The organism is Nocardia sp. GTS18 (assembly GCF_013839555.1).
Lineage (GTDB): Bacteria > Actinomycetota > Actinomycetes > Mycobacteriales > Mycobacteriaceae > Nocardia > Nocardia rosealba.
This window is the reverse complement of sequence record NZ_JACBIU010000001.1, coordinates 569,098-593,713: the sequence shown is the minus strand read 5'-3', so window position 1 is coordinate 593,713 and position 24,616 is coordinate 569,098. Positions and strand designations below refer to the sequence as shown.

General features: G+C 69.8%; 24 protein-coding genes. 15 read left to right on the top strand and 9 right to left on the bottom strand.

The genetic code is table 11. From position 1 onward, the window contains the following. Nucleotides 1–269: 269 nt before the first annotated feature. The 9 genes from HYG95_RS02865 to HYG95_RS02825 all read left to right on the top strand — a co-directional run bounded on the left by HYG95_RS02865 (nt 270) and on the right by HYG95_RS02825 (nt 10,247). Nucleotides 270–1,763: a long-chain fatty acid--CoA ligase gene (locus HYG95_RS02865; protein WP_181696420.1), complete on the top strand. Its 1,494-nt coding sequence runs from the start codon at nt 270–272 to the stop codon at nt 1,761–1,763. Nucleotides 1,764–1,842: 79 nt separating this feature from the next. Beyond that, on the top strand, nt 1,843–2,205 hold the full coding sequence (locus tag HYG95_RS02860; protein ID WP_220138936.1) for a VOC family protein: 363 nt from the start codon (nt 1,843–1,845) through the stop codon (nt 2,203–2,205). A 65-nt stretch (nt 2,206–2,270) separates the two neighbouring features. Further along, a complete protein-coding gene (locus HYG95_RS02855; protein ID WP_084456314.1) occupies nt 2,271–3,266 on the top strand; it encodes a YafY family protein in 996 nt (331 codons plus the stop codon). Then, a complete protein-coding gene (locus tag HYG95_RS02850) occupies nt 3,263–4,240 on the top strand; it encodes a YafY family protein (RefSeq protein WP_181696418.1) in 978 nt (325 codons plus the stop codon). The genes HYG95_RS02855 and HYG95_RS02850 overlap by 4 nt, the downstream gene beginning before the upstream one ends. Continuing rightward, on the top strand, nt 4,237–5,265 hold the full coding sequence (locus HYG95_RS02845) for a 2-dehydropantoate 2-reductase (protein WP_181696417.1): 1,029 nt from the start codon (nt 4,237–4,239) through the stop codon (nt 5,263–5,265). Before HYG95_RS02850 ends, HYG95_RS02845 begins: the two co-directional genes overlap by 4 nt. A 92-nt stretch (nt 5,266–5,357) precedes the next feature. Next, nucleotides 5,358–5,624, top strand: coding sequence for a Sec-independent protein translocase subunit TatA (tatA, locus tag HYG95_RS02840; protein ID WP_067492102.1), 267 nt, complete (start codon nt 5,358–5,360; stop codon nt 5,622–5,624). Between the two features lie 95 nt (nt 5,625–5,719). Beyond that, nucleotides 5,720–6,673: a twin-arginine translocase subunit TatC gene (gene tatC, locus HYG95_RS02835; protein WP_181696416.1), complete on the top strand. Its 954-nt coding sequence runs from the start codon at nt 5,720–5,722 to the stop codon at nt 6,671–6,673. Between the two features lie 3 nt (nt 6,674–6,676). Next, nucleotides 6,677–9,379, top strand: coding sequence for an RNA helicase (locus HYG95_RS02830; protein ID WP_181696415.1), 2,703 nt, complete (start codon nt 6,677–6,679; stop codon nt 9,377–9,379). An 88-nt stretch (nt 9,380–9,467) separates the two neighbouring features. Then, on the top strand, nt 9,468–10,247 hold the full coding sequence (locus tag HYG95_RS02825; RefSeq protein ID WP_181696414.1) for a DUF4333 domain-containing protein: 780 nt from the start codon (nt 9,468–9,470) through the stop codon (nt 10,245–10,247). Between the two features lie 79 nt (nt 10,248–10,326). Here HYG95_RS02825 and HYG95_RS02820 read toward each other — a convergent pair whose 3' ends face one another. Next, nucleotides 10,327–11,301, bottom strand: a complete 975-nt coding sequence (locus HYG95_RS02820; RefSeq protein ID WP_181696413.1) for a 5'-3' exonuclease — start codon at nt 11,299–11,301, stop codon at nt 10,327–10,329. Nucleotides 11,302–11,452: 151 nt separating this feature from the next. Between HYG95_RS02820 and HYG95_RS02815 the strand changes: the two genes are divergently transcribed. Then, nucleotides 11,453–12,580 (top strand): Xaa-Pro peptidase family protein, encoded by a 1,128-nt coding sequence (locus HYG95_RS02815; RefSeq protein WP_181696412.1) that lies wholly within the window; start codon nt 11,453–11,455, stop codon nt 12,578–12,580. Nucleotides 12,581–12,591: 11 nt separating this feature from the next. Here the strand turns inward: HYG95_RS02815 and HYG95_RS02810 are convergent, their stop codons facing one another. Beyond that, nucleotides 12,592–12,990, bottom strand: coding sequence for a PPOX class F420-dependent oxidoreductase (locus HYG95_RS02810; protein WP_067492107.1), 399 nt, complete (start codon nt 12,988–12,990; stop codon nt 12,592–12,594). A gap of 266 nt (nt 12,991–13,256) precedes the next feature. On the opposite strand from HYG95_RS02810, the gene HYG95_RS02805 reads away from it, so the two are divergent. The 3 genes from HYG95_RS02805 to HYG95_RS02795 all read left to right on the top strand — a co-directional run bounded on the left by HYG95_RS02805 (nt 13,257) and on the right by HYG95_RS02795 (nt 16,705). Next, nucleotides 13,257–14,012 (top strand): SDR family NAD(P)-dependent oxidoreductase, encoded by a 756-nt coding sequence (locus HYG95_RS02805; protein ID WP_181696411.1) that lies wholly within the window; start codon nt 13,257–13,259, stop codon nt 14,010–14,012. A 202-nt stretch (nt 14,013–14,214) separates the two neighbouring features. Then, entirely contained in the window at nt 14,215–15,450 is a 1,236-nt protein-coding gene (gene cbiE / locus HYG95_RS02800; RefSeq protein ID WP_181696410.1) for a precorrin-6y C5,15-methyltransferase (decarboxylating) subunit CbiE, read from the top strand. Between the two features lie 502 nt (nt 15,451–15,952). Continuing rightward, entirely contained in the window at nt 15,953–16,705 is a 753-nt protein-coding gene (locus tag HYG95_RS02795) for a cobalt-precorrin-6A reductase (RefSeq protein ID WP_181696497.1), read from the top strand. 2 nt (nt 16,706–16,707) lie between these two features. On the opposite strand, the gene HYG95_RS02790 is transcribed toward HYG95_RS02795, so the two are convergent. The 4 genes from HYG95_RS02790 to HYG95_RS02775 all read right to left on the bottom strand — a co-directional run bounded on the left by HYG95_RS02790 (nt 16,708) and on the right by HYG95_RS02775 (nt 20,031). Continuing rightward, nucleotides 16,708–17,250, bottom strand: coding sequence for a PadR family transcriptional regulator (locus tag HYG95_RS02790; RefSeq protein WP_181696409.1), 543 nt, complete (start codon nt 17,248–17,250; stop codon nt 16,708–16,710). A gap of 93 nt (nt 17,251–17,343) precedes the next feature. Beyond that, nucleotides 17,344–18,912 (bottom strand): precorrin-3B C(17)-methyltransferase, encoded by a 1,569-nt coding sequence (gene cobJ, locus HYG95_RS02785; protein WP_181696408.1) that lies wholly within the window; start codon nt 18,910–18,912, stop codon nt 17,344–17,346. After that, a complete protein-coding gene (locus HYG95_RS02780; protein ID WP_067492114.1) occupies nt 18,909–19,544 on the bottom strand; it encodes a precorrin-8X methylmutase in 636 nt (211 codons plus the stop codon). Before HYG95_RS02780 ends, cobJ begins: the two co-directional genes overlap by 4 nt. A gap of 49 nt (nt 19,545–19,593) precedes the next feature. Then, complete coding sequence (locus HYG95_RS02775) at nt 19,594–20,031, bottom strand: Lrp/AsnC family transcriptional regulator (protein WP_181696407.1); 438 nt, start codon at nt 20,029–20,031, stop codon at nt 19,594–19,596. Between the two features lie 129 nt (nt 20,032–20,160). Here HYG95_RS02775 and ddaH point away from each other — a divergent pair, with 129 nt between their 5' ends. Beyond that, entirely contained in the window at nt 20,161–21,021 is an 861-nt protein-coding gene (gene ddaH, locus HYG95_RS02770; RefSeq protein ID WP_181696406.1) for a dimethylargininase, read from the top strand. 35 nt (nt 21,022–21,056) lie between these two features. On the opposite strand, the gene HYG95_RS02765 is transcribed toward ddaH, so the two are convergent. Next, nucleotides 21,057–22,148 carry an RNA ligase (ATP) gene (locus tag HYG95_RS02765; protein WP_181696405.1) on the bottom strand — a complete coding sequence of 364 codons (1,092 nt, stop codon included), beginning with the start codon at nt 22,146–22,148 and terminating at the stop codon, nt 21,057–21,059. 108 nt (nt 22,149–22,256) lie between these two features. Here HYG95_RS02765 and HYG95_RS02760 point away from each other — a divergent pair, with 108 nt between their 5' ends. After that, nucleotides 22,257–22,697 carry a nuclear transport factor 2 family protein gene (locus HYG95_RS02760; protein ID WP_181696404.1) on the top strand — a complete coding sequence of 147 codons (441 nt, stop codon included), beginning with the start codon at nt 22,257–22,259 and terminating at the stop codon, nt 22,695–22,697. Here the strand turns inward: HYG95_RS02760 and cobG are convergent. Together cobG and HYG95_RS02750 are read right to left on the bottom strand one after the other, a co-directional pair. After that, nucleotides 22,694–23,956, bottom strand: coding sequence for a precorrin-3B synthase (gene cobG / locus HYG95_RS02755; protein ID WP_181696403.1), 1,263 nt, complete (start codon nt 23,954–23,956; stop codon nt 22,694–22,696). The two genes, HYG95_RS02760 and cobG, sit on opposite strands and share 4 nt — an antisense overlap. A 40-nt stretch (nt 23,957–23,996) precedes the next feature. Beyond that, nucleotides 23,997–24,611 carry a dihydrofolate reductase family protein gene (locus HYG95_RS02750; protein WP_220138935.1) on the bottom strand — a complete coding sequence of 205 codons (615 nt, stop codon included), beginning with the start codon at nt 24,609–24,611 and terminating at the stop codon, nt 23,997–23,999. Between the last annotated feature and the right edge of the window lie 5 nt (nt 24,612–24,616).

Below are 24,616 nucleotides of genomic sequence, written 5' to 3'. Positions count from 1 at the left end.
AGCGCGCCCGCAGCACACCCGCACCCGGACGAAAGGTTCGCATCCCGGCCGCCACGCGCAGCAGCCCGACCCGCGCGGCACCGGCAGCCTGCGCGGCCTCGATATCGGCCACCGTCGTGTCACCCGCCGGCACCACCCGTCCCCACCCGCAATCCGTGACGATCCCGACCCGGTCGGAGTCGATCTCTCGCCCATCACCGCAACGATGTCCGCTCGCACCAGCGGACTCGGACAACACCTCGCCGACGCCGTCGAACCCAGGAGCACCCGTGAACGCCACCCTCTCCCTGGCGAGCATCCTCGCCGAACCCGCCCGCCGCCGCCCCGAGCACCTCGCCCTGATCGAGGGCGAACACCGCATCACGTTCGCCGATCTGTGGCGGCAAGCCCGCGCGCAGGCCGCCGCGCTGATCGCACGCGGCGTGAAACCCGGTGACCGTGTGGCGCTGCTGTGCCCGAACACCGTCGACTTCCCGCGTGCCTACTTCGCTGTGTTGGCCGCAGGAGCGACGGTGGTGCCGGTGCATCTGCTGCTCACCGCGCCGGAGATGGAATACGTCCTGCGCGACAGCGGCGCCCGCCTGCTGATCTGTCACCCGATGGTCGCGCAGACCGGTGGCGAGGCCGCGCGGGCCGCCGGAATCGAGATGGTGGCGCCGGAAGACCTTGCCGGCGAGCCGATCCCGACCTTCGTCTCCCGCAGCCCACTCGACACGGCCGTGGTGTTCTACACCAGCGGCACCACCGGCACCCCCAAGGGCGCCGAGCTGAGCCATCTCAACATGGTGATGTGCGCGACGGTGAACACCTTCGACGCCAACGAGATCCACCGCGACGACATCGCCCTCGGCGCCTTGCCGCTGTTCCATGTGTTCGGGCAGACCGTGTCGATGAACTCGCACTGGCGCGTCGGCGGAACCCTGGTGCTGATGCCGAGATTCGACGCCGCGCAGGCGATCGCGTTGATGACGGCCGAACGGGTCGACCTCTTCCACGGGGTGCCGACCATGTACCTGTCGCTGATCGAAGCCGCCGCGACCGCAACCGAGCTCCCGGCGCTGAAGCTCTGTGTCAGCGGCGGTGCCGCACTGCCGGTGTCCGTGCTCGAGGAGTTCGAACGGCTCTTCCGGGCACCCGTGCTCGAAGGGTACGGCCTGTCGGAGACCTCGCCCACGGCTGCGGTGAATCAGCCGGTGTACGGAACCGAGGCAGGCACCGTCGGACACCCGGTATGGGGTGTCGACGTGGAGATCGCCGACCCCGACATCGCCGACCGCATCGAGCTGCTGCCGGTCGGCGAGGTCGGGGAAGTGGTCGTGCGCGGCCACAACGTGTTCAGCGGCTACACCGGCAGGCCGGAGGCGACCGCCGCCGCCGTGATCGACGGCTGGTTCCGCACCGGCGACCTCGGCACCCGCGACGAGACCGGCCGGATCCGCATCGTCGACCGGATCAAGGAGATGATCCTGCGCGGTGGCTTCAACGTGTACCCGACAGAGGTCGAGGCGGCGCTGATGCGGCATCCACGCATCGCCCAGGTGGCGGTCATCGGGGTGCCCGACGAGCACTACGGCGAGGAGATCGTCGCCGTGGTCGTGCCCGACGGCGAGGTGAGCGAGCAGGAGGTGATCGAATTCGCCAGATCCCGGGTCGCCAAGTACAAATACCCGCGTCGCGTCGAGTTCGTCACCGAACTCCCGCTCGGGCCCACGCACAAAGTGCTCAAGCGGGAACTGCGACAGCGTTTCGGCTCCGGGGAATGACCGATGTCGTGGCGAGAAGCCGCTCGTCGTGCCACGCTCGGAGGACAGGTACTTCTCGCCATCGATGCAGGAGGTATTGATGAAGCTGGCCGCCGTCACGATCGACTGTCCCGACCCGGATGCGCTCGCCGAGTTCTACGCGCGGGCCACCGGCTTCGAGCGCAGCCCCGACTCCGATCCCGAGTACATCGAGCTGACCGGCCCGAACGGAGTGTCACTCGGCTTCGAGCGCGTCGCCGACTACCGCCCACCACAGTGGCCGGGACAGCAGACACCGCAGCAGTGCCACCTCGATTTCGCGGTCCCGAACCTAGACGAAGGTGAAGCCCGGCTGCTGACGCTCGGCGCCACCAAAGCCGCGGTGCAACCGGAACCGGATCGCTGGCGTGTCCTCATCGATCCGGCGGGGCACCCGTTCTGCTTGGTGATCGACGGCGCCTGAGGCCGGTCGACGGCAATCGTGCGCCGACGCGCGAGCCGACGCCCTCGACCATTACCCTCTATCGAGTGGCGATATCCAAGGTCGAGCGGCTGATGAATCTGGTCATCGCGCTGTTGTCGACCCGGCAGTTCCTGAGCGCGGAACGTATCCGTGACAGTGTGGCAGGTTACGAGGAGTCCGCGACCGACGAGGCGTTCAGCCGGATGTTCGAGCGCGACAAGAACGAACTCCGCGACCTCGGCATCCCGCTGGAAGTGGGTCCGGTCGGTCGCTTCTCGACGCTGGAGGGCTACCGGATCAATCGCGACGCCTACGAACTGCCCGATATCGACCTGTCCAGCGAGGAAGCGGCCGCCGTCGCGGTCGCCGTGCAGATGTGGGCGTCGCCGGAACTGGCCGGTGCCGCCGAAGGCGCGTTGCTGAAGCTGCGGGCGGCCGGCGTCACGGTGGAGACCGACAACGTGGGCGTTTCGGTGCCCGCGGTGCCCGCCCGCACCCGTGGTTCCGAACCGGTGCTGCGCGAACTGCTCGCCGCCATCGACGCGGGGCAGGCGGTGCGGTTCGGGCACCACAGCGCCGTCACCGACCCGTTCGTCACCCGCGATGTCGAACCGTGGGGTGTCGTCACCCGCCACGGTCGCTGGTACCTGGTCGGCCACGACCGGGAGCGCGACGCGGTGCGCACCTTCCGGCTCTCGCGGATCGGGGGCGAGGTGAAGGCGTACGGGCCGGTCAACGCGGTACACAAACCGGCCGACGCCGATCTGCGCGCCATCGTCGACCGGGTCACCGGCGACGCGCCCGTCACCGGGACGGCCACCGTGTGGGTCGCCAAGGGCCGCGGCCGCGAACTGCGCCGCATCGGCACCGAGGTCGACACCCGTGACCTCGGCGGACGCCCGGGCTCGGTGCTCGAGGTCCCGGTGCGCTCACGCGACTGGGTGGCCCGGCTCATCACCGGTCTCGGCCCCGATGTGCTGGTGCTCGATCCACCGGAATTGCGCGCCGACGTGATGAACCGGCTACGGTCGGTACTGGACCACACGGAGGTGACATCGTGAGTTCGCGCCTGTCCCTACGACTTTCACGCCTGCTGAACATGGTGCCCTACCTGCTCGCGCACCCCGGCATCAGCGCCGCCGAGGCCGCCGCCGAACTGGGCGTCACCACCAAGCAGCTGATGAGCGACCTCAACCAGCTGTGGATGTGCGGGCTGCCGGGTTACGGCCCCGGCGACCTCATCGACCTGTCGTTCTCCGAGGAGAGCATCGAGGTCACCTTCTCGGCCGGCATCGAACGCCCGCTGCGCCTGACCTCCACCGAGGCCACCGCGCTGCTGGTGGCGCTGCGCTCGATCGTCGAGATGCCGGGCATGGTCGACCCGACCGCCGCGCACGCCGCGATCGCCAAGATCGAATCCGCCATCGCGGGCGGCGATGTCAGTCGCCCGCCCGCGCAGGTGCCCGTCGAACGCCCGGTGGTGGCCACCGTGCGCGCCGCCCTCGCCGACGCGCACGCACTGCGCCTGGTCTACTACTCGGCCAGCCGCGACGAGGTCTCCGAACGCGTGGTCGACCCGATCAGGGTGGTGCTGGTCGACAACAACAGCTACCTGCAGGCCTGGTGCCGCCAGGCCGAAGGCGTCCGGCTGTTCCGGTTCGACCGCATCGAGGACGCCACCGAACTCGACGAACCGGCCCGTCCACCGAGTCACGCCGCCGCCGACGCCGCCGCGCTCGACCTTTTCCAGGACGACCCCGACGTACCGCTGGCCCGCTTACGCATTCGCGCGGACTACGCCTGGGTGCTCGACCAGTACCCGATGCATCGCATCCGGTCGCGCCCCGACGGCAGCATCGAAGCGGGCATGCGATTCGCCTCGGCCGACTGGATGGCCCGGCTGCTGCTCGGGTTCGGCACCGGCGTGAGTGCGCTCGGGCCGCCCGAACTGGTCTCGGCGGTGCGTGAGCGCGCCGATGCCGCCCTGGCCGCCTACGCGGCGGCCGGACTGCTGGGGGAGACCGAACCCGCGTGAGTCAGCGAGTCCTCGTCCTCGGCGCGGGTAGCGTCGGGGTTTTCGTCGGTGGTCAGCTGGCCGCGGCGGGTATGGAAGTCATCTTCGTCGGACGTCAGCGGGTCCTCGACGACATCGCCGAACACGGTCTGCGCCTGACCGACCTCGACGGCGGTGCCACCGAAGTCGGCCCCGACCGGTTCGGGCTGGCGCTGGCCCCCGACGAACCCGAACGCGCCGACCTCGTCCTGGTCACCGTGAAATCCGCCGACACCGCCACCGCCGCGCGCGCCGTCGCGGGACGATTACGCCCGGGCACCCCGGTGGTGAGTCTGCAGAACGGCATCGGCAACGACACCGTCATCCGCGAGATCCTGCCGACCAGTGTGGTACTGGCGGGCATGGTGATGTTCAACGTGGTGCACCGGGGCGAGGGCCGGTTCCACCGGGCAAGCGACGGTGTCCTCGCCATCCAGGACGACCCGGTCGTCGACCGGTTCGCCGACCGTTTCCGCGAGGCGGGCCTGCCGCTGCGCCGCCACCGCGACCTGCGGCCCGTCCAGTGGGCCAAACTCCTGCTCAACCTCAACAACCCGATCAACGCGCTGTCGGGCAGACCGCTGCGCGAGGAACTGGCCGACCGCGACTACCGGCGCTGCCTCGCCCTCACCCAGTCCGAAGCCCTCGCGGTGATGAACACTGCGCGAATTCGGCCCGCTCAGCTCACCCCGGTGCCACCGGAACTGATGGTGCATCTGCTGCGCGTCCCCGACTCGCTGTTCCGGCGGGTGTTCGGCCGGGTCCTCGCCATCGACCCGGTGGCGCGGTCATCGATGGCCGACGACCTGGCCCGTGGCAAACGCACCGAAATCGCTTGGCTGTGTGGGGAAATCGTGCGCCTCGGGGAAATGGTCGGGCGGCCGACACCGGTCAACCGCAGACTCGTCGAACTGATCCGGGCCGCCGAATCCGGCGACGAACGACGCTTCAGCGGCAGCCGCCTGTTCGCCGAACTGACCGCCGCCGCACGCGCCGTCGCCCGTTGAACGGGTGGCGAACACCTCCACGGGCGCGGGTCCACGAAACTGCGCGCACAGGTAGCATCGGTAATCACCACAGTCTTTGGAGGTAACTCATCATGGGAACGTTCAGCTGGTCGCACCTGCTGATCATCGCGCTGCTGTTCGTCCTGCTCTTCGGTGCGAAGCGGCTGCCGGACGCGGCGCGCGGTCTCGGCCGGTCGCTGCGGATCTTCAAGAGCGAGGTCGGGCAGATGCAGGCCGAGTCCTCGGCCACCACCACCGCGCCCACCGATGCGGCGCCACAGCAGCAGCTGCCCGCCTCGGCTCCGCAGGTCCAGGCCACCCCGGTCGCGCAGCCGCAGCCGCAGCACAAGACGCTCTGACCCACGCATTCACCCCGGGGCGGTAGCGGCCGCTCCGGGGCGCCGTGCTGTTTGCCGAGCATCCGCCGAACCGAGGGTTAGAGGCCACACCAACCATGCGCATCCCGTTCGATCCACGGCGCAGCAAGCGCAGGACGAATCCCGACGGCACCATGTCGTTGGTCGAGCACCTGCAGGAGCTGCGCACCCGGTTGCTGCTCGCCCTCGCCGCCATCGCGGTCACCACCCTGCTCGGCTTCTTCTGGTACGCCACCCCGCTGTTCGGGCTCGACAGCCTCGGCGAGATCCTGCGCGGCCCCTACTGTGAGCTGCCCGCCTCCGCCCGCGCCACCCTGACGCCCGACGGCGCCTGCCGACTGCTCGCGACCGGCCCGTTCGAACAGTTCATGCTCCGCCTGAAGGTCGGTTTCACCGCCGGTGTGGTGCTGGCCGCGCCGTTCTGGCTGTATCAGCTGTGGGCGTTCATCACCCCCGGCCTCTACGCCAAGGAACGCCGGTACGCCTTCGGGTTCGTCGGGGCCGGTTCGGTCCTTTTCGTCACCGGCGCCGTGCTCGCCTACGTCGTCGTGTCGCACGCCCTGTCGTTCCTGCTCACCATCGGTGACAACGTGCAGATCACCGCGCTCAGCGGTACGCAGTACTTCGGGTTCATCATCCAGCTGCTCATCATCTTCGGTGTCAGCTTCGAGACGCCGCTGATCGTCATCGGGCTCAACCTCGTCGGCGTGCTGCCGTACGTGAAGCTCAAGGCGTGGCGACGCGGCATCGTGTTCGGCCTGTTCGTCTTCGCCGCGATCGTCACCCCGCAGGACCCGTTCTCGATGCTCGCGCTCGCGCTGGCACTGACCGTGCTGTTCGAGCTGGCGGTGCAGTTCGCCCGGTTCAACGACGCGCGCCGGGCCAGGCGTGCGGCCGCCGACGGCCTGGCCGGGCTGTCCGACGACGAGGCCTCGCCGCTGGGCACCCCCGATCCGGTCGCCCCGAGCGGACCCGTCGAGGACGCACGGAAAACAGAGCGACCGGTGTCGGACTACTCCGATACGCTCTGAGATGTGACCGATTCTCCCGCGCGGACCAGCGAGTTGGCGCAGTTCGCCAGCGAAATCTCGTTCGACCTCGACCCTTTCCAGCGCACCGCGTGCGAGGCCTTGGAAGAGGGGCACAGCGTGCTGGTCTGCGCGCCCACCGGTGCGGGTAAGACCATCGTCGGCGAGTTCGCCGTGCATCTGGCGCTCGCCTCGGGCGGCAAGTGCTTCTACACCACGCCGATCAAGGCGCTGTCGAACCAGAAGTTCGCCGACCTCACCGCCCGCTACGGTCGCGACAGCGTCGGCCTGCTCACCGGCGACCAGTCCATCAACCCCGACGCGCCAGTGGTCGTGATGACCACCGAGGTGCTGCGCAACATGCTCTACGCCTCCTCCGACGCGTTGCGCGGGCTGTCGTACGTCGTCATGGACGAGGTGCACTACCTGGCCGACCGCTTCCGCGGCGCGGTGTGGGAGGAGGTGATCCTGCATCTGTCGCCGGATGTGCGCCTGGTGAGCCTGTCGGCGACGGTGTCGAACGCCGAGGAGTTCGGCGCGTGGATGGAGACCGTGCGCGGCGACACCGCGGTGGTGGTCGACGAGACGCGGCCGGTGCCGCTGTGGCAGCACGTGATGGTCGGCAAGCGGATGTTCGACCTGTTCGACACGAAATCCAGCGATCAGAAGGTCGTCGTCGACGAAGACCTGGTCCGGTTCATCCGGCAGCGCGAGGCCAGCGACCGCATGCACGGGTACGGCGGTCCGCGCGGCCGCGGCGCCCGGGGCAATTTCCGGCCGTTGCCGCGCCCGGAGGTGCTGGCCCGCCTCGACGAGGAAGGCCTGCTGCCCGCCATCACCTTCATCTTCAGCCGCGCGGGCTGCGACGGCGCGCTGGCCCAGTGCCTGCGCGCGCGTCTGGACCTGAGCAGGCCGGGCGACGCCGAGGTCGTCGACGAGATCATCGAGAAGCACACCGGCGACCTGCCGAAGGCCGATCTGGAGGTGCTCGGATACTGGGAATGGCGCGAAGCGCTGCAGCGCGGGCTCGCCGCCCACCACGCGGGCATGCTGCCCGCCTTCCGGCACACGGTGGAGGAACTGTTCGTCAAGGGCCTCGTGCGGGCCGTGTTCGCCACCGAGACCCTCGCCCTCGGTATCAATATGCCCGCCCGCACGGTGGTGCTCGAGCGCCTGGTGAAGTTCAACGGCGAGACGCACGCCGAACTCACCCCCGGCGAGTACACCCAGCTCACCGGTCGCGCGGGCAGGCGTGGGATCGATGTCGAAGGCCACGCGGTGGTGCTGTGGCAACCCGAGGTCGACACCAGCGCGGTCGCCGGTCTGGCCTCCACCCGCACCTACCCGCTGCGCAGTTCCTTCCGGCCCGGCTACAACATGTCGATCAACCTGATCGATCGGATGGGCGCCCAAGACGCCCGCAACCTGCTGGAACGGTCCTTCGCCCAGTTCCAGGCCGACCGCTCGGTGGTCGGGCTGGTGCGCGGTATCGAGAAGAACCAGGGCGCGTTGCGCAAGCTGGAGAGCCAGCTCGGCGGCGTCGACGGTGACTTCATGGAGTACCTGTCGCTGCGTGACCGGATCAAGCAGCGCGAGCGCGACATCCAGCAGCAGGGCCGGGCCGACCGGCGCGGCGCCGCCGTGCGTGCGCTGATCGAATTGCGGCGCGGCGATGTGGTCGCGATCCCGTCGGGCAAGCGTGCGGGGCTCGCGGTGATCCTGGAACCCGATCAGACCCCCGGCGACCCGCGTCCCCTCGTGTTGACCGAAGACCATTGGGCCGGAAGGATTTCCGCCGCGGACTTCCCCGTCCCCGCCGAGCCCCTCGGGCACATGCGGTTGCCGCGCCGGGTCGACCACCGCACCGCCCGCATCCGCCGCGACCTCGCCTCGGCGCTGCGCGGAACCGGCATCTCGGCGCCCGGCCGTGGCAGGCGCAGGCGCAACGACCACACCCGCGCGGGCGAGGACCGTCAGCTGGCCACCCTGCGCCGCAGCCTGCGCGCCCACCCGGCACACAGCAGGCCCGACCGCGAACAGCTCAGCCGCATCGGCGAGCGCTACGCGCGACTGGCCCGCGAGACCGAGTCGATGCGCCAGAAGGTTGCCGCGACGACGAATTCCCTCGCGCGCACCTTCGACCGCATCGTCGGCCTGCTCGAGGAACGCGGTTTCGTCGAGCACGGTGAAGTGACGCCCGACGGCAGGCGGCTGGCCCGCATCTACGCCGAAAGCGACCTGGTCGTCGCGGAATGCCTGCGGCAGGGACTGTGGCGCGGGCTCGGTCCCGCCGAGCTCGCCGGAGTGGTGTCCGCGCTGGTGTACGAATCGCGGCAGGAGTCCGGCTTGCTCACCGCGCACGGCCCGACCGATCCCATCCGGCGCGCGGTCGCCGCGACCATCGAGGTGTGGGGGCAAGTGCGCGCCGACGAGGCGAGGCACAAGCTGCCGCCCACCCGCGAACCCGACCTGGGATTCGTCAACGGGGTGTACAAGTGGGCGCGCGGTGACGCGTTGGCCGAGGCGTTGCTGGCCAGCGGCGATCAGAGCAGCGTGATGTCGGCGGGCGACTTCGTGCGCTGGTGCAGGCAGGTGATCGACCTGCTCGACCAGATCCACAACACCGCGGACGATATCGAGATCGCGAGTACCGCGGCCAAGGCCGTGCGTGCCGTCCGACGGGGTGTCGTCGCGGTGGACGCCGCGTAGATGTTTCGTCTGTGATTTGATTTCCTGGCGTAGCCGGCCTGGCGCGGGGGGCTACCGTGTGTACAACTATGCGAGTGGAGGCGAGTGGATGAGCGGCCCGTACGGACCGAACGGCCCAGGGGAGGGGAGCAACGATCCCACCCAGCACTGGGGGGGTCAGCAGGGGGCCGGTGGCGCCGGTCCCACCCAGCACTGGGGTGGCGCGGCACAGCCGCCGCAGCAGCCGCCCCAGGGCGCCCAGCCGACCCAGCAGTGGGGTGACCCCAACGCCGGACAGCAACCGCAGCAGCCGTGGGGTCAGCCCCAGCAGCCGCAGCAACCTCAGCAGCAGCCCCAGCAGCAGTGGGGCCAGCCGCAGCAGCCCCAGCAGCCGCAGCAGTGGGGCCAGCCGCAGCCGCAGCAGCCGACCGGTCCGCAGCAGCAGTGGGGTCAGACCCAGCCGCCGCCGCAGGACTGGAACGCGCAGCAGCCCGCAGGCGCCCAGCAGTGGGGTCAGCAGCCGCAGCAGCAGTGGGGTCAGCAGCCTCAGCAGTCCCAGCAAGGTCCCGGGGGCAAGGGTAAGAGCAAGGGCCTGATCATCGGCCTCGTCGTGGCCGGCGTGCTGGTGATCGCCGCCGTGATCGGCCTGCTGCTCGTCGTGTTCTCGTCCGACGAGCTCGACCAGTCGGCGGTGCAGGACGGTGTCTCCTCGGTGCTCACCGGCTCCTACGGCATCGCGGACGTCTCCGATGTGTCGTGCCCGTCGGGTCAGAAGGTCGAGGTCGACGCGACCTTCACCTGCGACCTGAAGGTCAGCGGTGAGGACAAGAAGGTCACCGTGAAGATCACGAAGGAAGACGGTACCTACGAGGTCGGCCGCCCCAACTAGGCTGTCGTACTGCGGTTTTCAGCCTACCGCCAGGTGGTTTCCGGGCCGCCCGCTCTGTATGCGGGCGGCCCGGCGTCGTTCACGCGGTGTGCGCGGCGGCCAGCGCCGTGATCAGCCGGGTGATCGGGCTCTCGGCGTTGTAGGCGGCCGCGAGTTCGCGTAGCCGCTCCGGGTCGGCGGGTGCCGCGGGCAGGGTATCGGGGCCCGACAGCTCCACGTCGGCATCGCAGACCACCCGGACCACCGGTGCGGCGGCCTTCAGATAGTCCTGTGCGGCAACGAGTTTGGCCCGCACACCCTTGGCGAGATCGGATGCGGGATCGTCCACGGCGGCCATCAGGGCGTCGAGGGAGCCGAACCGGGAGATGAGCTGGGCGGCGGATTTGTCGCCGATGCCCGCCACACCGGGCAACCCGTCGGAGGCGTCGCCACGCAAAGTGGCCATATCGGCGTACGCGGGCCCCGCGTTCACCACGGGCACACCGTATTTCGCGGACACCTCGGCGGGCCCGTACAGCTCGGCCTTGGCCAGGCCACGGCCCGCGTAGAGCACCCGCACCGGCGGTGCCGGGTCGTCGCGGACCAGTTGCAGCAGGTCGCGGTCGCCGCTGACGACGACCACGGAATCGGTGCGCTCGCGATGGGCCAGGGTGCCGAGGACGTCGTCGGCTTCGAGCCCCTCGGCGCCGCCGGTGGCGATCCCGGCCGCGGCGAGCACGTCCAGGATCATGGGCACCTGCGGGGTGAGGGTGTCGGGGACTTCTTCGGCGCCGGGCGCGGCCGTGCTGCTGGTGTCGAGGCGGTGCGCCTTGTACGACGGCACGAGCGCCACCCGGAACGGCGGGCGCCAGTCCAGATCCAGCCCGACGACGAGCCTGCTCGGCCGGTGTTTGGTGATCAGCGAGGCGACCATGTCGGTGAAGCCGCGCACCGCGTTCACCGAGCGGCCGTCGGCGCCGCGCAGTTTGTCGGGGATCGCGTAGTAGGCGCGGAACCACAGGCTGGCGCCGTCCAGGATCAACAGGGGTCCACGGGTGCTCTCGGCAACGGTCACCCGGTGATTGTGCCCTGTGGCTCCGACAGGTGAGCGGGATCGTCGCCGCGTCGTCCGATGACGTCCAGGCCATGGGGGCGCGGCGCCCGCGATCGCACGTCGTGCGGGCGACTCTGCGCGGGTCGCGGCGCGGCGGGTAACGTCGGAAGCTATGAGCGCGCACACGAATGCCAGGTTCGCGGCGAATGTCTACGGTCAGCGGCTCGAGCGGGCGGTGGAGTTGATGCGCGCGGCGCATCTGGACGCCCTGCTCATCACGCCAGGTCCCGACCTGCGGTATCTCATCGGGTCCGATGCCGAATCGTTCGAACGGCTCACCTGTCTGGTGATCACCGCCGACGGCGCGACTCCGTCGGTCGTCGTGCCGAAGCTCGAGCTGGCCGCGCTGGACGGCTCGGCGGCCGGGGAACTGGGTCTGCGGATCCTCGACTGGGTCGACGGCGTCGACCCGTACCAGCTGGTCCGTTCCACCCTGCACGCCGGTTCCCGCATCGCCGTCGCCGACGCCATGCCCGCCCTGCACCTGATTCCGCTGGCCGAGCAGACCACGGGGCTGCCGTCCTCGGCCACTCCCGTGCTGCGCCAGTCGCGGATGATCAAGGACGAGGCCGAGATCGACGCCTTACGCCGTGCGGGCGCCGCGATCGACCGCGTGCACGCCCGGATGGGCGAGTTCCTGCGGGCGGGCCGCACCGAGGCCGAGGTGTATGCCGATATCGAGGCGGCGATTCGCGAGGAGGGGCACACCGAGGCGGAGTTCGTCATCGTGGGCAGCGGCCCGAACGGCGCCATCCCGCACCACCTCTTCTCCGACCGCGTCATCGAACAGGGCGACGTGGTGGTGATCGATATCGGCGGACCGGTGACGCCCGGCTACTACTCCGATTCCACCCGCACCTATGTGCTCGGCGAGCCGAGCACGCAGGTCGCCGAGCGGATGGCGTTGCTCGAGGCGGCGCAGGCGGCGGCGGTGGCCGCCGTGCGCCCCGGCGTCACCGCCGAATCCGTCGACGCCGCCGCCCGCACCGTGCTGGCCGACGCGGGTCTGGGCGATGCGTTCGTGCACCGCACCGGACACGGCATCGGCCTGTCGGTGCACGAGGAGCCCTACATCGTGGCGGGCAACGATCTGGTGCTCGAGCCGGGCATGGCGTTCAGCATCGAACCCGGCATCTACTTCCCGGGGCAGTGGGGTGCGCGCATCGAGGACATCGTGGTCGTCACCGAGGACGGCGTGGAGTCCATGAACCAGCGCCCGCACGGCCTGACCGTGTTGTAAACGGCCACAAGCTATTTGAGCGTGCTCGACGACAGCACCCGGCGCACCTGGATCGCGACGACCACGCGCGTGGGGTTCTCGCGGGGCACGCGGTAGCGCTCGGTGTAGCGGCGAACGGCCTCGGCGACATCGTCGGCGTCGGTCAGCACGGTGGCCGGCCCCTCGAGGGTGAGCCACCGCGCCCCGTCGACCTGGCTGACGGCCGCGTACCCACCCCGCGCGGCATTACGGGCCTTCACCGACGCGCCATCGGTGATCACCCGCGCGATGCCGCTGTCCGCGTCCCAGGTGAACCCGACGGCGACGACGTGCGGTGTGCCGTCCGCCCGCAGGGTGGTGAGGGTGGCCAGGTGCCGCTCGGCGACGAACGCGAGGGCGGCGGGGGAGAGCTGTGTGGTCGCGGTGGGCATGTGTTCGACGCTAGCCGGTCACCCCGTGCGCTCGGTCGGCGGGCGCGCGCCCACAACGGCACCCTTTCAGGCAGCGCCGGGCGGTCGGAGGGGTGTTCGCGGGCCTGCCGCTCGAACTGACCGCCGTGCGACACCCGGCCGTTCGGCCGGCTGTCGGTGCCGGTGCCGCGTGTTCGAACGGGACCCCGGTGTCGCTTCGCCGGTCGCGGTTCGTGATCGCGGGGAGGCTCGGTGGCGGCGGGAACCCGGGATGACACACTGTGCGCATGGGAGAGCAGCAGGCGAACCGGGGCCCGGTCCTGGTTCTGGGTGGGCGCAGTGAGATCGGGCTGGAAGTGGCGCGCAGGCTGGCGCCGGGCCGGGTGGTGATCCTCGCCGCCCGCCGCTCCGATGCGCTGGCCGCCGAAGTCGAGCAGGTACGCGCGGCCGGGGCGACCGCGGTGCACACGGTCGAATTCGACGCCGACGACACCGCGACGCACGCCACGCTGCTCGAGAAGATCGCCGCCGAACACGGTGGAATCGGCACGGCCGTCCTGGCATTCGGCGTTCTCGGCGACCAAGCCCGCGCCGAACGCGACCCCGACCACGCCGTCGCTGTCGTACACACCGACTACGTCGCCCAGGTCAGCGTTCTCACCACCCTCGCGAATCTGATGCGCGCACAGGGCAGTGGCCAGATCGTCGTCTTCAGTTCTATCGCGGGCGTACGGGTCCGGCGGGCGAACTACGTCTACGGTTCGGCGAAGGCGGGCCTGGACGGTTTCGCCAGCGGCCTCGGTGACGCCCTGCACGGAACTGGTGTCCAGTTGCTGCTGGTCCGATCGGGTTTCGTCATCGGCCGGATGACCGAGGGCATGGACCCCGCGCCCATGTCCAGCACCCCCGACCAGGTCGCCGACGCCGTCGTCCGCGCCCTGAACAAGGGCGCCACCCGAGTCGCCGTCCCCGGCCGCCTAGCGCTGGCCTTCTTCGTGATGCGCCTTCTGCCGCGGTCCATCTGGCGCCGGATGCCACGGTGATTGCCGCCCCGATGGTCCGCTGCGCGCGTGTCGCTTCGGCGCCGGACGCTGCGATGACCTCGGCTTCGATGGCGCGGCGTGCGCGTCCCGGTTCGGCGCCGTATGTCGCGGTGGCTGCCGTCCCGACGGCCCGGCGTGAGCGCATCGACACTGCTCTGCGTGCGACAACGACAGTCCGCTCGCAGACGGGTGGGGTACCCCGATGACTAGTGCGGCGTGGTCGGGTGTCCCGATCCGCGTGGTGGGTATCGGCGCGGACGGGTGGGGTGGCCTGGGGGAGCGGGCCAAAGCGGCAGTCGAGGACAGCGAAGTGGTGTTCGGGTCGCCGCGACAGCTGGCGCTGGTACCGGACGGGAAGTTCGAGCGAATCCCGTGGCCGACACCCCTGCTGCCCGCTCTCCCGGAACTGCTTGCGCACCACAGCGGTCGGCGGCTCACCGTGCTCGCCAGCGGCGATCCCATGTTCTACGGCATCGGTGCCACCCTGGCCCGCATCGTCGGACCCGGCGCGCTCGACGTGTACCCGCAACCGTCGTCGGCGTCGCTGGCGTGCGCCCGGCTCGGCTGGCCGCTGGCCGAGACCCCGGTGGTGAGTGTGGTCGCCCGACCGCTCACCACGGTGCTGCCGGAACTGGCCGACCGCCGTCGAATTCTCGTCCTGAGCGAGAACGAATCGACCCCGGCCGCGCTGGCGAAACTGCTGCGCGACAACGGTTTCGGTGCCTCCACGCTCACCGTGCTCGAACAGCTCGGCGGCGAGAACGAATGCCTGCGTACCGGCACGGCCGACGGCTGGCAGCAGCCCCCGGGTGACCCGCTCAACCTCTGTGCCGTCGACTGCGTGGCCGACCCGCATCACCCGCGCCGCACGAGAATGCCCGGCCTGCGCGACGATTCGTTCACCGGCGACGGCCAGCTCACCAAAGCCGAGGTCCGCGCACTCACCGTCAGCGCCCTCGCCCCGGCACCCGGCGAACTGCTGTGGGATGTCGGCGGCGGTTCGGGCACCATCGCGATCGAATGGTGCCGTACCCACCCGGCGTGCCGCGCGGTCACCTATGAACGCCTGCCCGCCCGTCGCGATCAGATCGCCACCAACGCGCACGCGCTCGGTGTGCCCGGCATCGCGGTGCGCGGCGCGTTCCCCGACACCCGCACCGACTCCCCGGCGCCCGACGCGATCTTCCTGGGCGGCGGACTCACCCAGGACGGCGTTTTCGACGCCTGCTGGCAACGCCTGCGGCCCGGCGGCCGCCTGGTGGCCAATGCGGTGACCGCGGAGTCGGAAACGCTGCTGCTGGCCTGGTGCGCGCGCCACGGTGGCACCCTGCGCAAATTCCAGATCTACCGAGGTGAACCGCTCGGCGGGTTCACGGCGTGGCGGCCGCAGCTTCCCGTCGCGCAGTGGATCGTCGTCAAACCGCGCGCAAATTCCTGACGAGTCACCCGTCGTCTCGCATAACGATGTGCCGGGGTGTGCGCCCCGAATTTGCTCCTTTTCGGGTAACAGGCCGATGCGACTGTTCAGTCCACACGTGGTCTCGCGCGCCACCGGCCGAACATCGCTCGCACGCGGCGTATGTCTTCGATGGCATCGAGATGCTGGGCAATCGCCCAGTGTGGCTACCGGACTCGAAACCGGTGTCGGCTCGCCGGTGCGCCCGCATCGCCGACCCGGGCGTGGGTGGCGAACGTGCTGGTCAACCGTCCATGTCGACACTGTGCCGATCACGGTCAGATCACGGTCAGATCACGGCGGAACGGTGAGTGCATCTGCAAGCTCATCCAGAAAGTTATGCGCCGAAGGTGTAACACTTCCTCAACGGGGGTATGGTCGGGCGCGGCCCGGGCAAAACTCGGAGCCTCGATTTCGATGGACGGAGTTGTATGCGGTGCACCAGGTCGACCACCCCTGACCGGGACGACGTCAGCGGGCAGTCCTGAGAGTTCTGATCCTCGGCGGTACGGGCGAGGCTCGTGAGCTGGCGAACCTGGCGTCCGGTGAGCGTGGAGTCGACATCGTCTCCTCGCTGGCGGGACGTGTCGCCAACCCGCGATTGCCGGTCGGTCCGGTGCGCATCGGCGGATTCGGTGGTGTCGAGGGCCTCCGAACCTGGCTACGCGAGAACCGTATCGATGCCGTCGTGGATGCCACCCACCCCTTCGCGGCCCAGGTCAGTACCCATGCGGCGACCGCGGCAGCCGACCTCGGCCTGCCCGCGCTGCACCTGCGCCGCCCCGAATGGGTGCCGCGCCGGGGCGATCTGTGGACGCGGGTACCCGATCTCGCCGGGGCAGCCTCCGCCCTGGCCGACCGGGGCGAGAATGTGCTGCTCACCATCGGCCGCCAAGGTGTCGGCGCCTTCGAGGACTGTCGCAGGCAGCGTTTCGTCATCCGATCGATCGACGCGCCGACCGCCCCGCTGCCACCGCGCTACGAATTGCTGCTCGCGCGTGGGCCGTTCACCTTCGACGAGGAACTGGTGCTGATGTCGCGTCATCGCATCGACGTCCTGGTCACCAAGAACAGTGGCGGTGCGCAGACCGAGGCGAAGATCGCCGCGGCGCGCACGGCCGGCGTGCCGGTCGTCATGATCGAACGCCCACCCCTGCCTGCGGGCGCGAACGTCGTCGAGGAGGTCGGCGCCGCCCTCGACTGGTTGCGGCTCGCGACCGCGCACAGCGTTTCCTGAGCTCAGCGCGGCGGTTGCCCGGCAAAGACGGCGGGCAGCTGGTCGAACCACTGCAGCACCGCGCGCTCGTAGGCGATCCCGAATTCGAGAGTGGCGCGCTGATGCGGCGCCAGAGCGGTCGCGTCCTCGTCGAGATAGCGGTCGAGCCGGTCCTGGTGAATGTTGCGGTTGGCGGTGATGATCCGGTCGCGGTGCGTGGGATCGAGATGTTCGCCGAACGACAGGGTGAGCAGCAACGGCACCCGGATCGTCTCGGCACCGGGATCGCGGGCGATCCATTCGGCGAACGCCTCCCGCCCGGTGTCGGTGATCCGGTAGGGAATGCGCTCTCGCGCACCCCGTTCACCCTTGGTCACCAGGCCCGCGGTGTCCATCGTGGCGAGTTCGCGGTAGACCTGGCTCTGGGTGATGGTCCAGAAGTCGCCGATGCGTTGCTGGGCGAGAGTCGCCAGGTCCCAGCCCGACATCGGACCCTCGTGCAGGAACCCCAGCAGCGAAGCCGCGGTGGAGTTCAGTGGGCGGCGGCGGGTCGCGGTGTCGGTCAACGGTCAACTCCCTTCGAACTACATTCCTATGTGGAATGTTAGGCCAGTGTGGGGGTCGCGCCAAGGTTGCCCGTGTCGCGGCGTGTCGTGCGTCTAGGCGTTCTCGTAGCGGCGCGCCGTGAAAACGCGGGTCCCCTCAGGCGTGTCGAAGGCCGTCGTGGTGGAGGCGCCGATGATGAGCAGCGTGCGCATGTCGACCTCGTCGGGGTTCAGGTCGGCGAGGGTCACCACCCGCACCGATTCCGTCGGGCCACCGACATCGCGACCGAGCACCACCGGCGTCTCCGGGTCACGATGGGTCAGCAGGATGTCGCGCATCGCGCCCACCTGCCAACGTCGCTGCGTGGAGGCCGGGTTGTAGATCGCGATCGCCATATCGGCCGCCGCGACGGCCGAAAGGCGTTGCGCCACAACCTCCCACGGCTTGAGCCGATCGGAGAGCGAGATCATCGCGTAGTCGTGGCCCAGCGGCGCGCCCACCCGGCTCGCCACCGCGTTGGCCGCCGTCAGCCCCGGCAACACCCGCACCCGCACATCCTTGAACTGCGGTTCGGCCGATACCTCGAGCACCGCCGAGGCCATCGCGAACACCCCCGGATCACCGGAGGACACCACGGCGACCCGCGCACCACGCTTGGCCAGATCGAGTGCCATCGCGGCGCGCTCCGACTCGACCTTGTTGTCGCTGGCGTGCCTGCGCTGGCCGGCCCGCTCGGGGACACGGTTGATGTAGGTGGTGTAGCCGACGAGATCGGTCGCCTCGTCCAAGGCGGCAGTGACCTCCGGGGTGGTCCAGTCCGCAGCGCCGGGACCGAGGCCGACGACCACGACTTCGCCTGCGGCACCTGCCGATTCACCGTCCGCAGCATTGCTGGTCGTCGGCTCCGACGTGTTCGTCGGTGCCCCGCGGTGCTGTCCGCCGACGAGGGCCGCGACCCCGGTGGTCGGGGTGGGTCCGGGAACCAGCGTGATCGAGAAGTAGGGCACATCGGCCTCGTCGACATCGGCGGCCGCGAGTACCCGCTGGCGGGTGCTGCTCGCGCGTTCGACGTAGTAGGCGTCGTCGAGGCGACCGGCGTCGGCGAGCGCCCGGCGCACACCGGGGAAGGTGCGGCCCAGCTTCATGATCGCGGCGGCGTCGGTCTCGCGCAGCCGCTCGGTGAGTTCGTCGACGGGCATGGTGCCGGGCAGCACCGTGAGAACCTGCTCGCCTTCCACCAGGGGCGTGCCGAGTGCCGCCGAGGCCGCGCTCACCGAGGTGATGCCGGGGACGATCTCGGCGTTGAACCGGTCGGCCAGGCGGCGGTGCATGTGCATGTACGAGGAGTAGAACAGCGGGTCACCGGCCGCGAGCAGGGCGACATCGCGTCCGGCGGCGAGGTGGGCGGCCAGCCGGGTCGCGGCCTGCTCGTAGAACTCGTCGATCGCGCCCTGGTACCCGCCGGGGTGGTCGGTGGTCTCGGTGGTCACGGGGTAGACGAGGTGCTCTTCGATCTGACCCGGACGCATGTACGGCTCGGCGATGCCCCGGGAGATGCTGCGCCCGTGCCTGGCGCTGTGGAAGGCCACCACGTCGGCGGCGCCGATGAGCCGGGCCGCTTTCACCGTCACCAGTTCGGGATCGCCGGGGCCGAGGCCGATGCCCCAGAGTGTGCCGCTCATTCCTGTTCGCTCGCAATCGCGTTCAGCGCCGACGCGGTGATGGCGCTGCCGCCCCGCCTGCCGCGCACGGTCAGATATTCGACGCCACCGAAGTCGATCAGCGCCTGCTTGGATTCGGCCGCGCCGATGAAACCGACGGGGATGCCGATGATCGCGGCGGGTCGCGGTGCGCCTGCGTCGAGCATGTCGAGCAGGTGGAACAGCGCGGTCGGGGCGTTGCCGATGGCGACCACCGCGCCGTCGAGTTCGGCGCGCAGCAGTTCGAGCGCGGCGACCGAACGGGTGTTGCCCATGCTCGCGGCCAGCTCGGGCACGCGCGGATCGGTGAGGTTGCACAGCACCGGGTTGTCGGCGGGCAGCCGCTTACGGGTGACACCCGAGGCGACCATATTGGCGTCGCAGATGATCGGTTTGCCCGCCCGCAACGCGGCGCGCGCGGCCGCGACCACACCGGGGGTGTAGGCGATGTCGCCCGCCAGGTCGACCTGTCCGCACCCGTGGATCATCCGCACCACCACGCGCTCGACATCGGCGGGAAAACCGGCGAGGTCGGCTTCGGCGCGGATGGTCGCGAACGAGCGCCGATAGATCTCGGCCCCGTCGGTGAGGTAGCTGGTGCGCACGTCGGACATGCGCACAACCCTAGAACCTGGCCGCGACGTGGTGTTCGGCGCGGTCGGCTCAGGTGCGCGGGCGCTCGAGGATGCGCGACATCACCAGCGAACTCCTGGTGCGCCCGACGCGCGCGTTCTCCCTGATCCGCTCCACGGTCACCTCGATCTCGGCCATGTCGGTGGCCATCACGTGCACCAGCGCGTCGGCTTCGCCCGCGATGGTGCACACTCCGACGACCTGCGGGATCGGTTCCAGTGTCCGGCGCAGTTCGGCGGGGGAGATGTTGTCGCGGTAGTACACCTCCACGTACGCCTCGGTGGTCCAGCCGAGGGCGACCGGATTGACCAGGGCGGTGAATCCGGTGATCTGCCCACCCGCCACCATCTTGTCCACCCGCCGCTTCACCGCGGGCGCCGACAATCCGACGATCGAGCCGATCTCGCCGAAGGTGGCACGTGCGTTTTTCAGCAGGGCGGCGAGAATGCGGCGGTCGATGTCGTCCATGGGGATCCTCTCACGCAATGGATCACCATTTTCCCATCGATACGTGCAATGGATCGGTGTTCCCCGCGCAACGTGGCGACATTTACCGTCGAGACGTCGATTCGCGCCGCGCAGCCACCGGGAGTCCTGATGACCGCCGTCCTTCCCCTTCCCTCCTCGACTCCGGCGCGGGTGGCCACCCCGCGCCGCTTCGTGATGTGCCGACCCGACCATTTCGAGGTCACCTACGCGATCAATCCGTGGATGGATCCGGCAGCGCCGGTGGACCGCGCGCGGGCGCTGTCGCAGTGGGAGATCCTGCGCGCACTGCTCGAACAGCACGGACATTCGGTGGAGACCGTGCCGGGTGAGCCGGGCCTGCCCGACATGGTGTTCGCCGCCAACAGTGCGATCGTGATCGGCGGGCGTGCGTTGTCGGCCCGCTTCGCCCATCCCGAGCGGCAACCGGAGGGCCCGGCGTTTCACCGCTGGTTCGCGGCGCGGGAGCTACGCGAGCTGGCGGTGGCGGCCGAAACCAACGAGGGGGAGGGCGATTTCGCGTTCGCGGGCGATCGGATCCTGGCCGGCACGGGATTCCGCTGCACGGCGGCCGCCCACGCCGAGGCCGAACGGTTCTTCGGCCTGCCCGTGCTGTCGCTCGAGCTGATCGATCCGCGCTTCTATCACCTCGACACCGCGCTGACGTGCCTCGACGAGACCACCATCGCCTATTACCCAGGGGCCTTCAGTCCGCAGGCCCGCGAGGCCCTGGCCGTCCATTACCCGGATGCGATCCTGGCCACCGAGGCCGATGCCCTGTCCTTCGGCCTCAACGGGGTGAGCGACGGCCGCCACGTCTTCCTCGACCCGGGCGCGACCGGGCTGATCGCCGCCCTGCGCGAGCGGGGTTTCGAACCGGTCCCGGTCGACATGTCCGAGCTGCGCAAAGGTGGTGGCGGCGTGAAGTGCTGCGTCCTCGAACTGCACACACCCCGCGAACCCCGACCCTGAGCCGGCCGGGGAGGCTGGGTTCCCGGCCGACCCGGTCATTCGAACTCGGTGCCGCCATCGCGCAGCAGGTACGCGTCGGAGACGATCTTGCCGATGGCACGGCCGCCGAGCACGGGCGAGTACCGCTCGCTCGCGGCACGAACTACCAGCCCCTCGCGGATATTGCCGCCCGTCCCGCTGACGGTCTCGGTGCCCTCGGCCAGCTTCAGCAACAACTCCGCGTCGTAGGGGCCTTCGTACAGGACCGGTACGCGCGGTATCTCGAGGCCGAGTTCGCCGAGCAGCGAGCCGATCTCGTGGTGGTCGAGCCAACGCACCGGCGCCCCCGCCTGCTCGACCGCGAGGTCGAACAGGGCGAAACCGAGCGTGTCGTCCTGCGCGGCCGACGCACCGTAGTGCAGGTCCTGCACCCCGGCCCCGAACACCTCACCGAAGAGTCCGACCCGGTCGGCGTCGAGGGCATGGGCGAGCTTGCGGGCGGCCTCGTCGAGCCGATGGCTGTGCACCGCCCGCCAGTACAGGTTGCCCTCGGTGCGGATCAGTGCCTGCGACCGGCCACCGATGCCCTTGGACGACACCAGGACCCGATCCTCGGCACGCAGATGGGTGAGCAGAAAAGCGGTGCCGTGGATCTTCTCCGTCGCCACCACCGGCTCGCCCTCGGTGAAGATATCGGGGAACCGCTTGATGTTCTCCACATCGATCCAGCGCAGCAGGTCCGGTGCGGGTTCCACTTGTCCCGACATCGAAACCGGCACCGGCGGCACCCATTTGGTCACGCCGAGCTCGGCGGCGAAGTCGGTGCGCGCCTCGGCCGCCGCCGCGAGATCCGTGCCCGACAGCGCGCTCGGCGTGCAGACGATGCCCTGGGACACCTCACCGCGCAACCGCACCGCCTTCACCCGATTGCGTTGCGCCCCGGCCAATTTGCCGGTGAGACCCAGCTCGACGATCAGCGGGTCCGGAACGACCGCCTGTTCCGGGATGTAGACGGCGTGGTCGCCGGTGACGAACTGTCCCTTGGCAACGACGGCCCGGTACAGCCCGACCTGGGCCAGCTCCAGCCGGTCGGCGTTCGGGTGTGGGACGACGACCAGCCGCTCGGCCGTCACTCGCAGTGTGGACATGGGAACCCCCTCGTTTCGAGGAGGCCAGCGTAGGGCCGTCCCGATCACGGAGTCGAACGGTTTTCGCGCGGGATGCACCTGCGCGGACGGCGTTCTAAGCTCGCCTGCATGACCGAATCGAACACTCTCGCAGACACTCTGGCGATCACCGAGACGATCACCCGAATGTTCGTGTACTGCGATCAGAAGCGCTGGGACGATCTGGTCACCGAGGTCTTCACCGACGAGGTCGACTTCGACGGCGGCTTCGGCGGCGGTGTCTCGATCCGGCCGGCCGAAGACATCGCCGCCGACTGGAAGGCGGGCCTGGACTCCCTCGACGCCGTCCACCACCAGTCGGGCAACCACCTCATCGACATCCACGGCGACGAGGCCACCGCCCACGCCGACTCCATCGCCGTCCACGTGAACAACTCCGCAGCCAACGGCAAGACCCGCACTTTCATCGGCAGCTACGCCCTGGCCGCCCGCCGCACCGCCGCAGGCTGGCGGATCAGCAAGTTCCACTACCTGCTGAAAGTGATCGAGGGCAACGCCGACCTCACCTAGTCCGGTCTGTTGATCCGGTACCCGCCTTCGGTTGCGACGACATCGGTGACAGGTCCGGTCGGGCGGCCACAGCGGCGTTCGCAGCCGGACCAGTGTTGACGGCCGGTCGCCACCACGTCGGCGGCATCGAGGCCGGACTCGGCACGGTCCGCCGCGTCGGCGGGAAGGGTGCGCTCGGCATCGCGGCCAGGCTCGACTGTCGCGGGACGCCCCTCGGTCGGGTCGGATGGTTCGTCGCCGAGCACGCGCCCGGTTTCGATGGCTTCGGTGAGGTCGGTGCGGACGTCGGTGTGGGACTTGGCGCAGCCGGGGCGGCCCGCGCAGGCGCTCACCTGTAACCACGGGGAGCCGGCGTCGAAGATCAAGCCCATCGGCGCCAGCACCCGCACCACCGTTTCCGCGGGGCCCTCCTCCAGGTCGGGTAGCACCACACTGCGCCACGGCGTGAGGAACACGGGGCGTTCGACGGCGGCCAGGAATTCGGCGACCCGCGCGGGCAGTGTGCCGAGCGGAACACCCGCGCCGAGGGCGATCAGGCCGTTGTCCTGTTCGAGCCAGCCGATCGGAATGTCATGTGTCGCACCGAGTTCCAGACGCGCACCGGCGTGGGAGCGGTCCAGGGTCTCGGTGACCTTCTCGACACCGCCGGGGATCTCGTGCAACCGCCACTGCCCGGATTCCGCACGCAGGTCGAGGAATCCGCGGGCGGCGTCGAGCATGACCGTGACGGCCTCGTCGGGAGTGACGCGGATGCCGGTGTCGGTCCCGGCGAGCAGCAACGCGAACTCGTCGCCGACGGCCTGGATCCCGATATCGCCGCGCAGAGTGCTCACGTCACCGCGACCGTTGTCAAGGGTGAACAGAACCCGGCCGGGCAGGTCCGCCAGCGCGGCATCGGCCTGCAAGCCCACATCCAGGTCGGTGGCCAGCCCGTGTACATCGGCAAATCCACCCACCCCCCCGGACAACGGTGAGGCGACGATATTGCGGACTCGCTCGTGCGTGCGGCTCGGCAGCAGGCCCGCTGTGGCCAGCCGGGCGGCCAGTTCGTTCGCGTCCCGTACCCGGCGCAACTGCACATTGCCGCGGGAGGTCAGCTCGAGGCTCCCGTTGCCCAGGTCGTGCGCGGCCTCCGCGAGTACCTGCACCTGCCCGGATTCCAGTCGTCCGCCGGGCACCCGGATCCGCGCCAACGGCCCGTCGGCGGCCTCGTGCAGCCGCAGAACCCCTGGGCAAGAATCGGGAGCGCTCCTGGTCATGATTCCCCAGCCTACGACCACCGCCGGGAGCGATCCGGCGTCAGGGCCGGGTGTAGTGCACCGACACGGCGCCCGAGTCGGGGAGGGTGGTCGCGGCGGCGAGGCGCCAGGTCGACGCGTAGTTGTCGGGGAGCAGGCGCAGGCCGCCGCCGAGGGTGGTGGGGACGATGGCGAGGTAGAGGTCGTCGACCAGGTCGGCGCGCAGTAGACACTGAATGATGCTGGCGCTGTTGGTGATCAGGATGTCGCGTCCGGGGGCCGCTTTGAGCGCGCGCACGTCGGCTTCCGGGTCGCGACCGATTCTTGCGTTGGACCACGCGGCCTTGTCCAGGTCGGACTGGTCGAGGGTGGTGGTGAAGACGACCTTCTCGACCTTCGCGAGCCATTCGCCCAGCTCACGGGTGCGGGCGGAGCTGGCGGGGTCGGCGGTGATGCCCGGCCAGACCGCGGTGAACCCTTCCCAATTGGTTCGCCCGAGGACGACGGTGTCGGCGCCGCGCCAGATCCCCTCGTAGGAGATCTCGGTCTGCGGGCTGGTGATGTAGTCCATGCACCAGCTCATGTCGTCGTCGGGACCGGTGCCGCTGTATCCGTCCAGCGACACGGTGACCTCCGCCACGACTCTGCGGCCGGTGCTCTGCGGGTTGTTCGACATGGGCG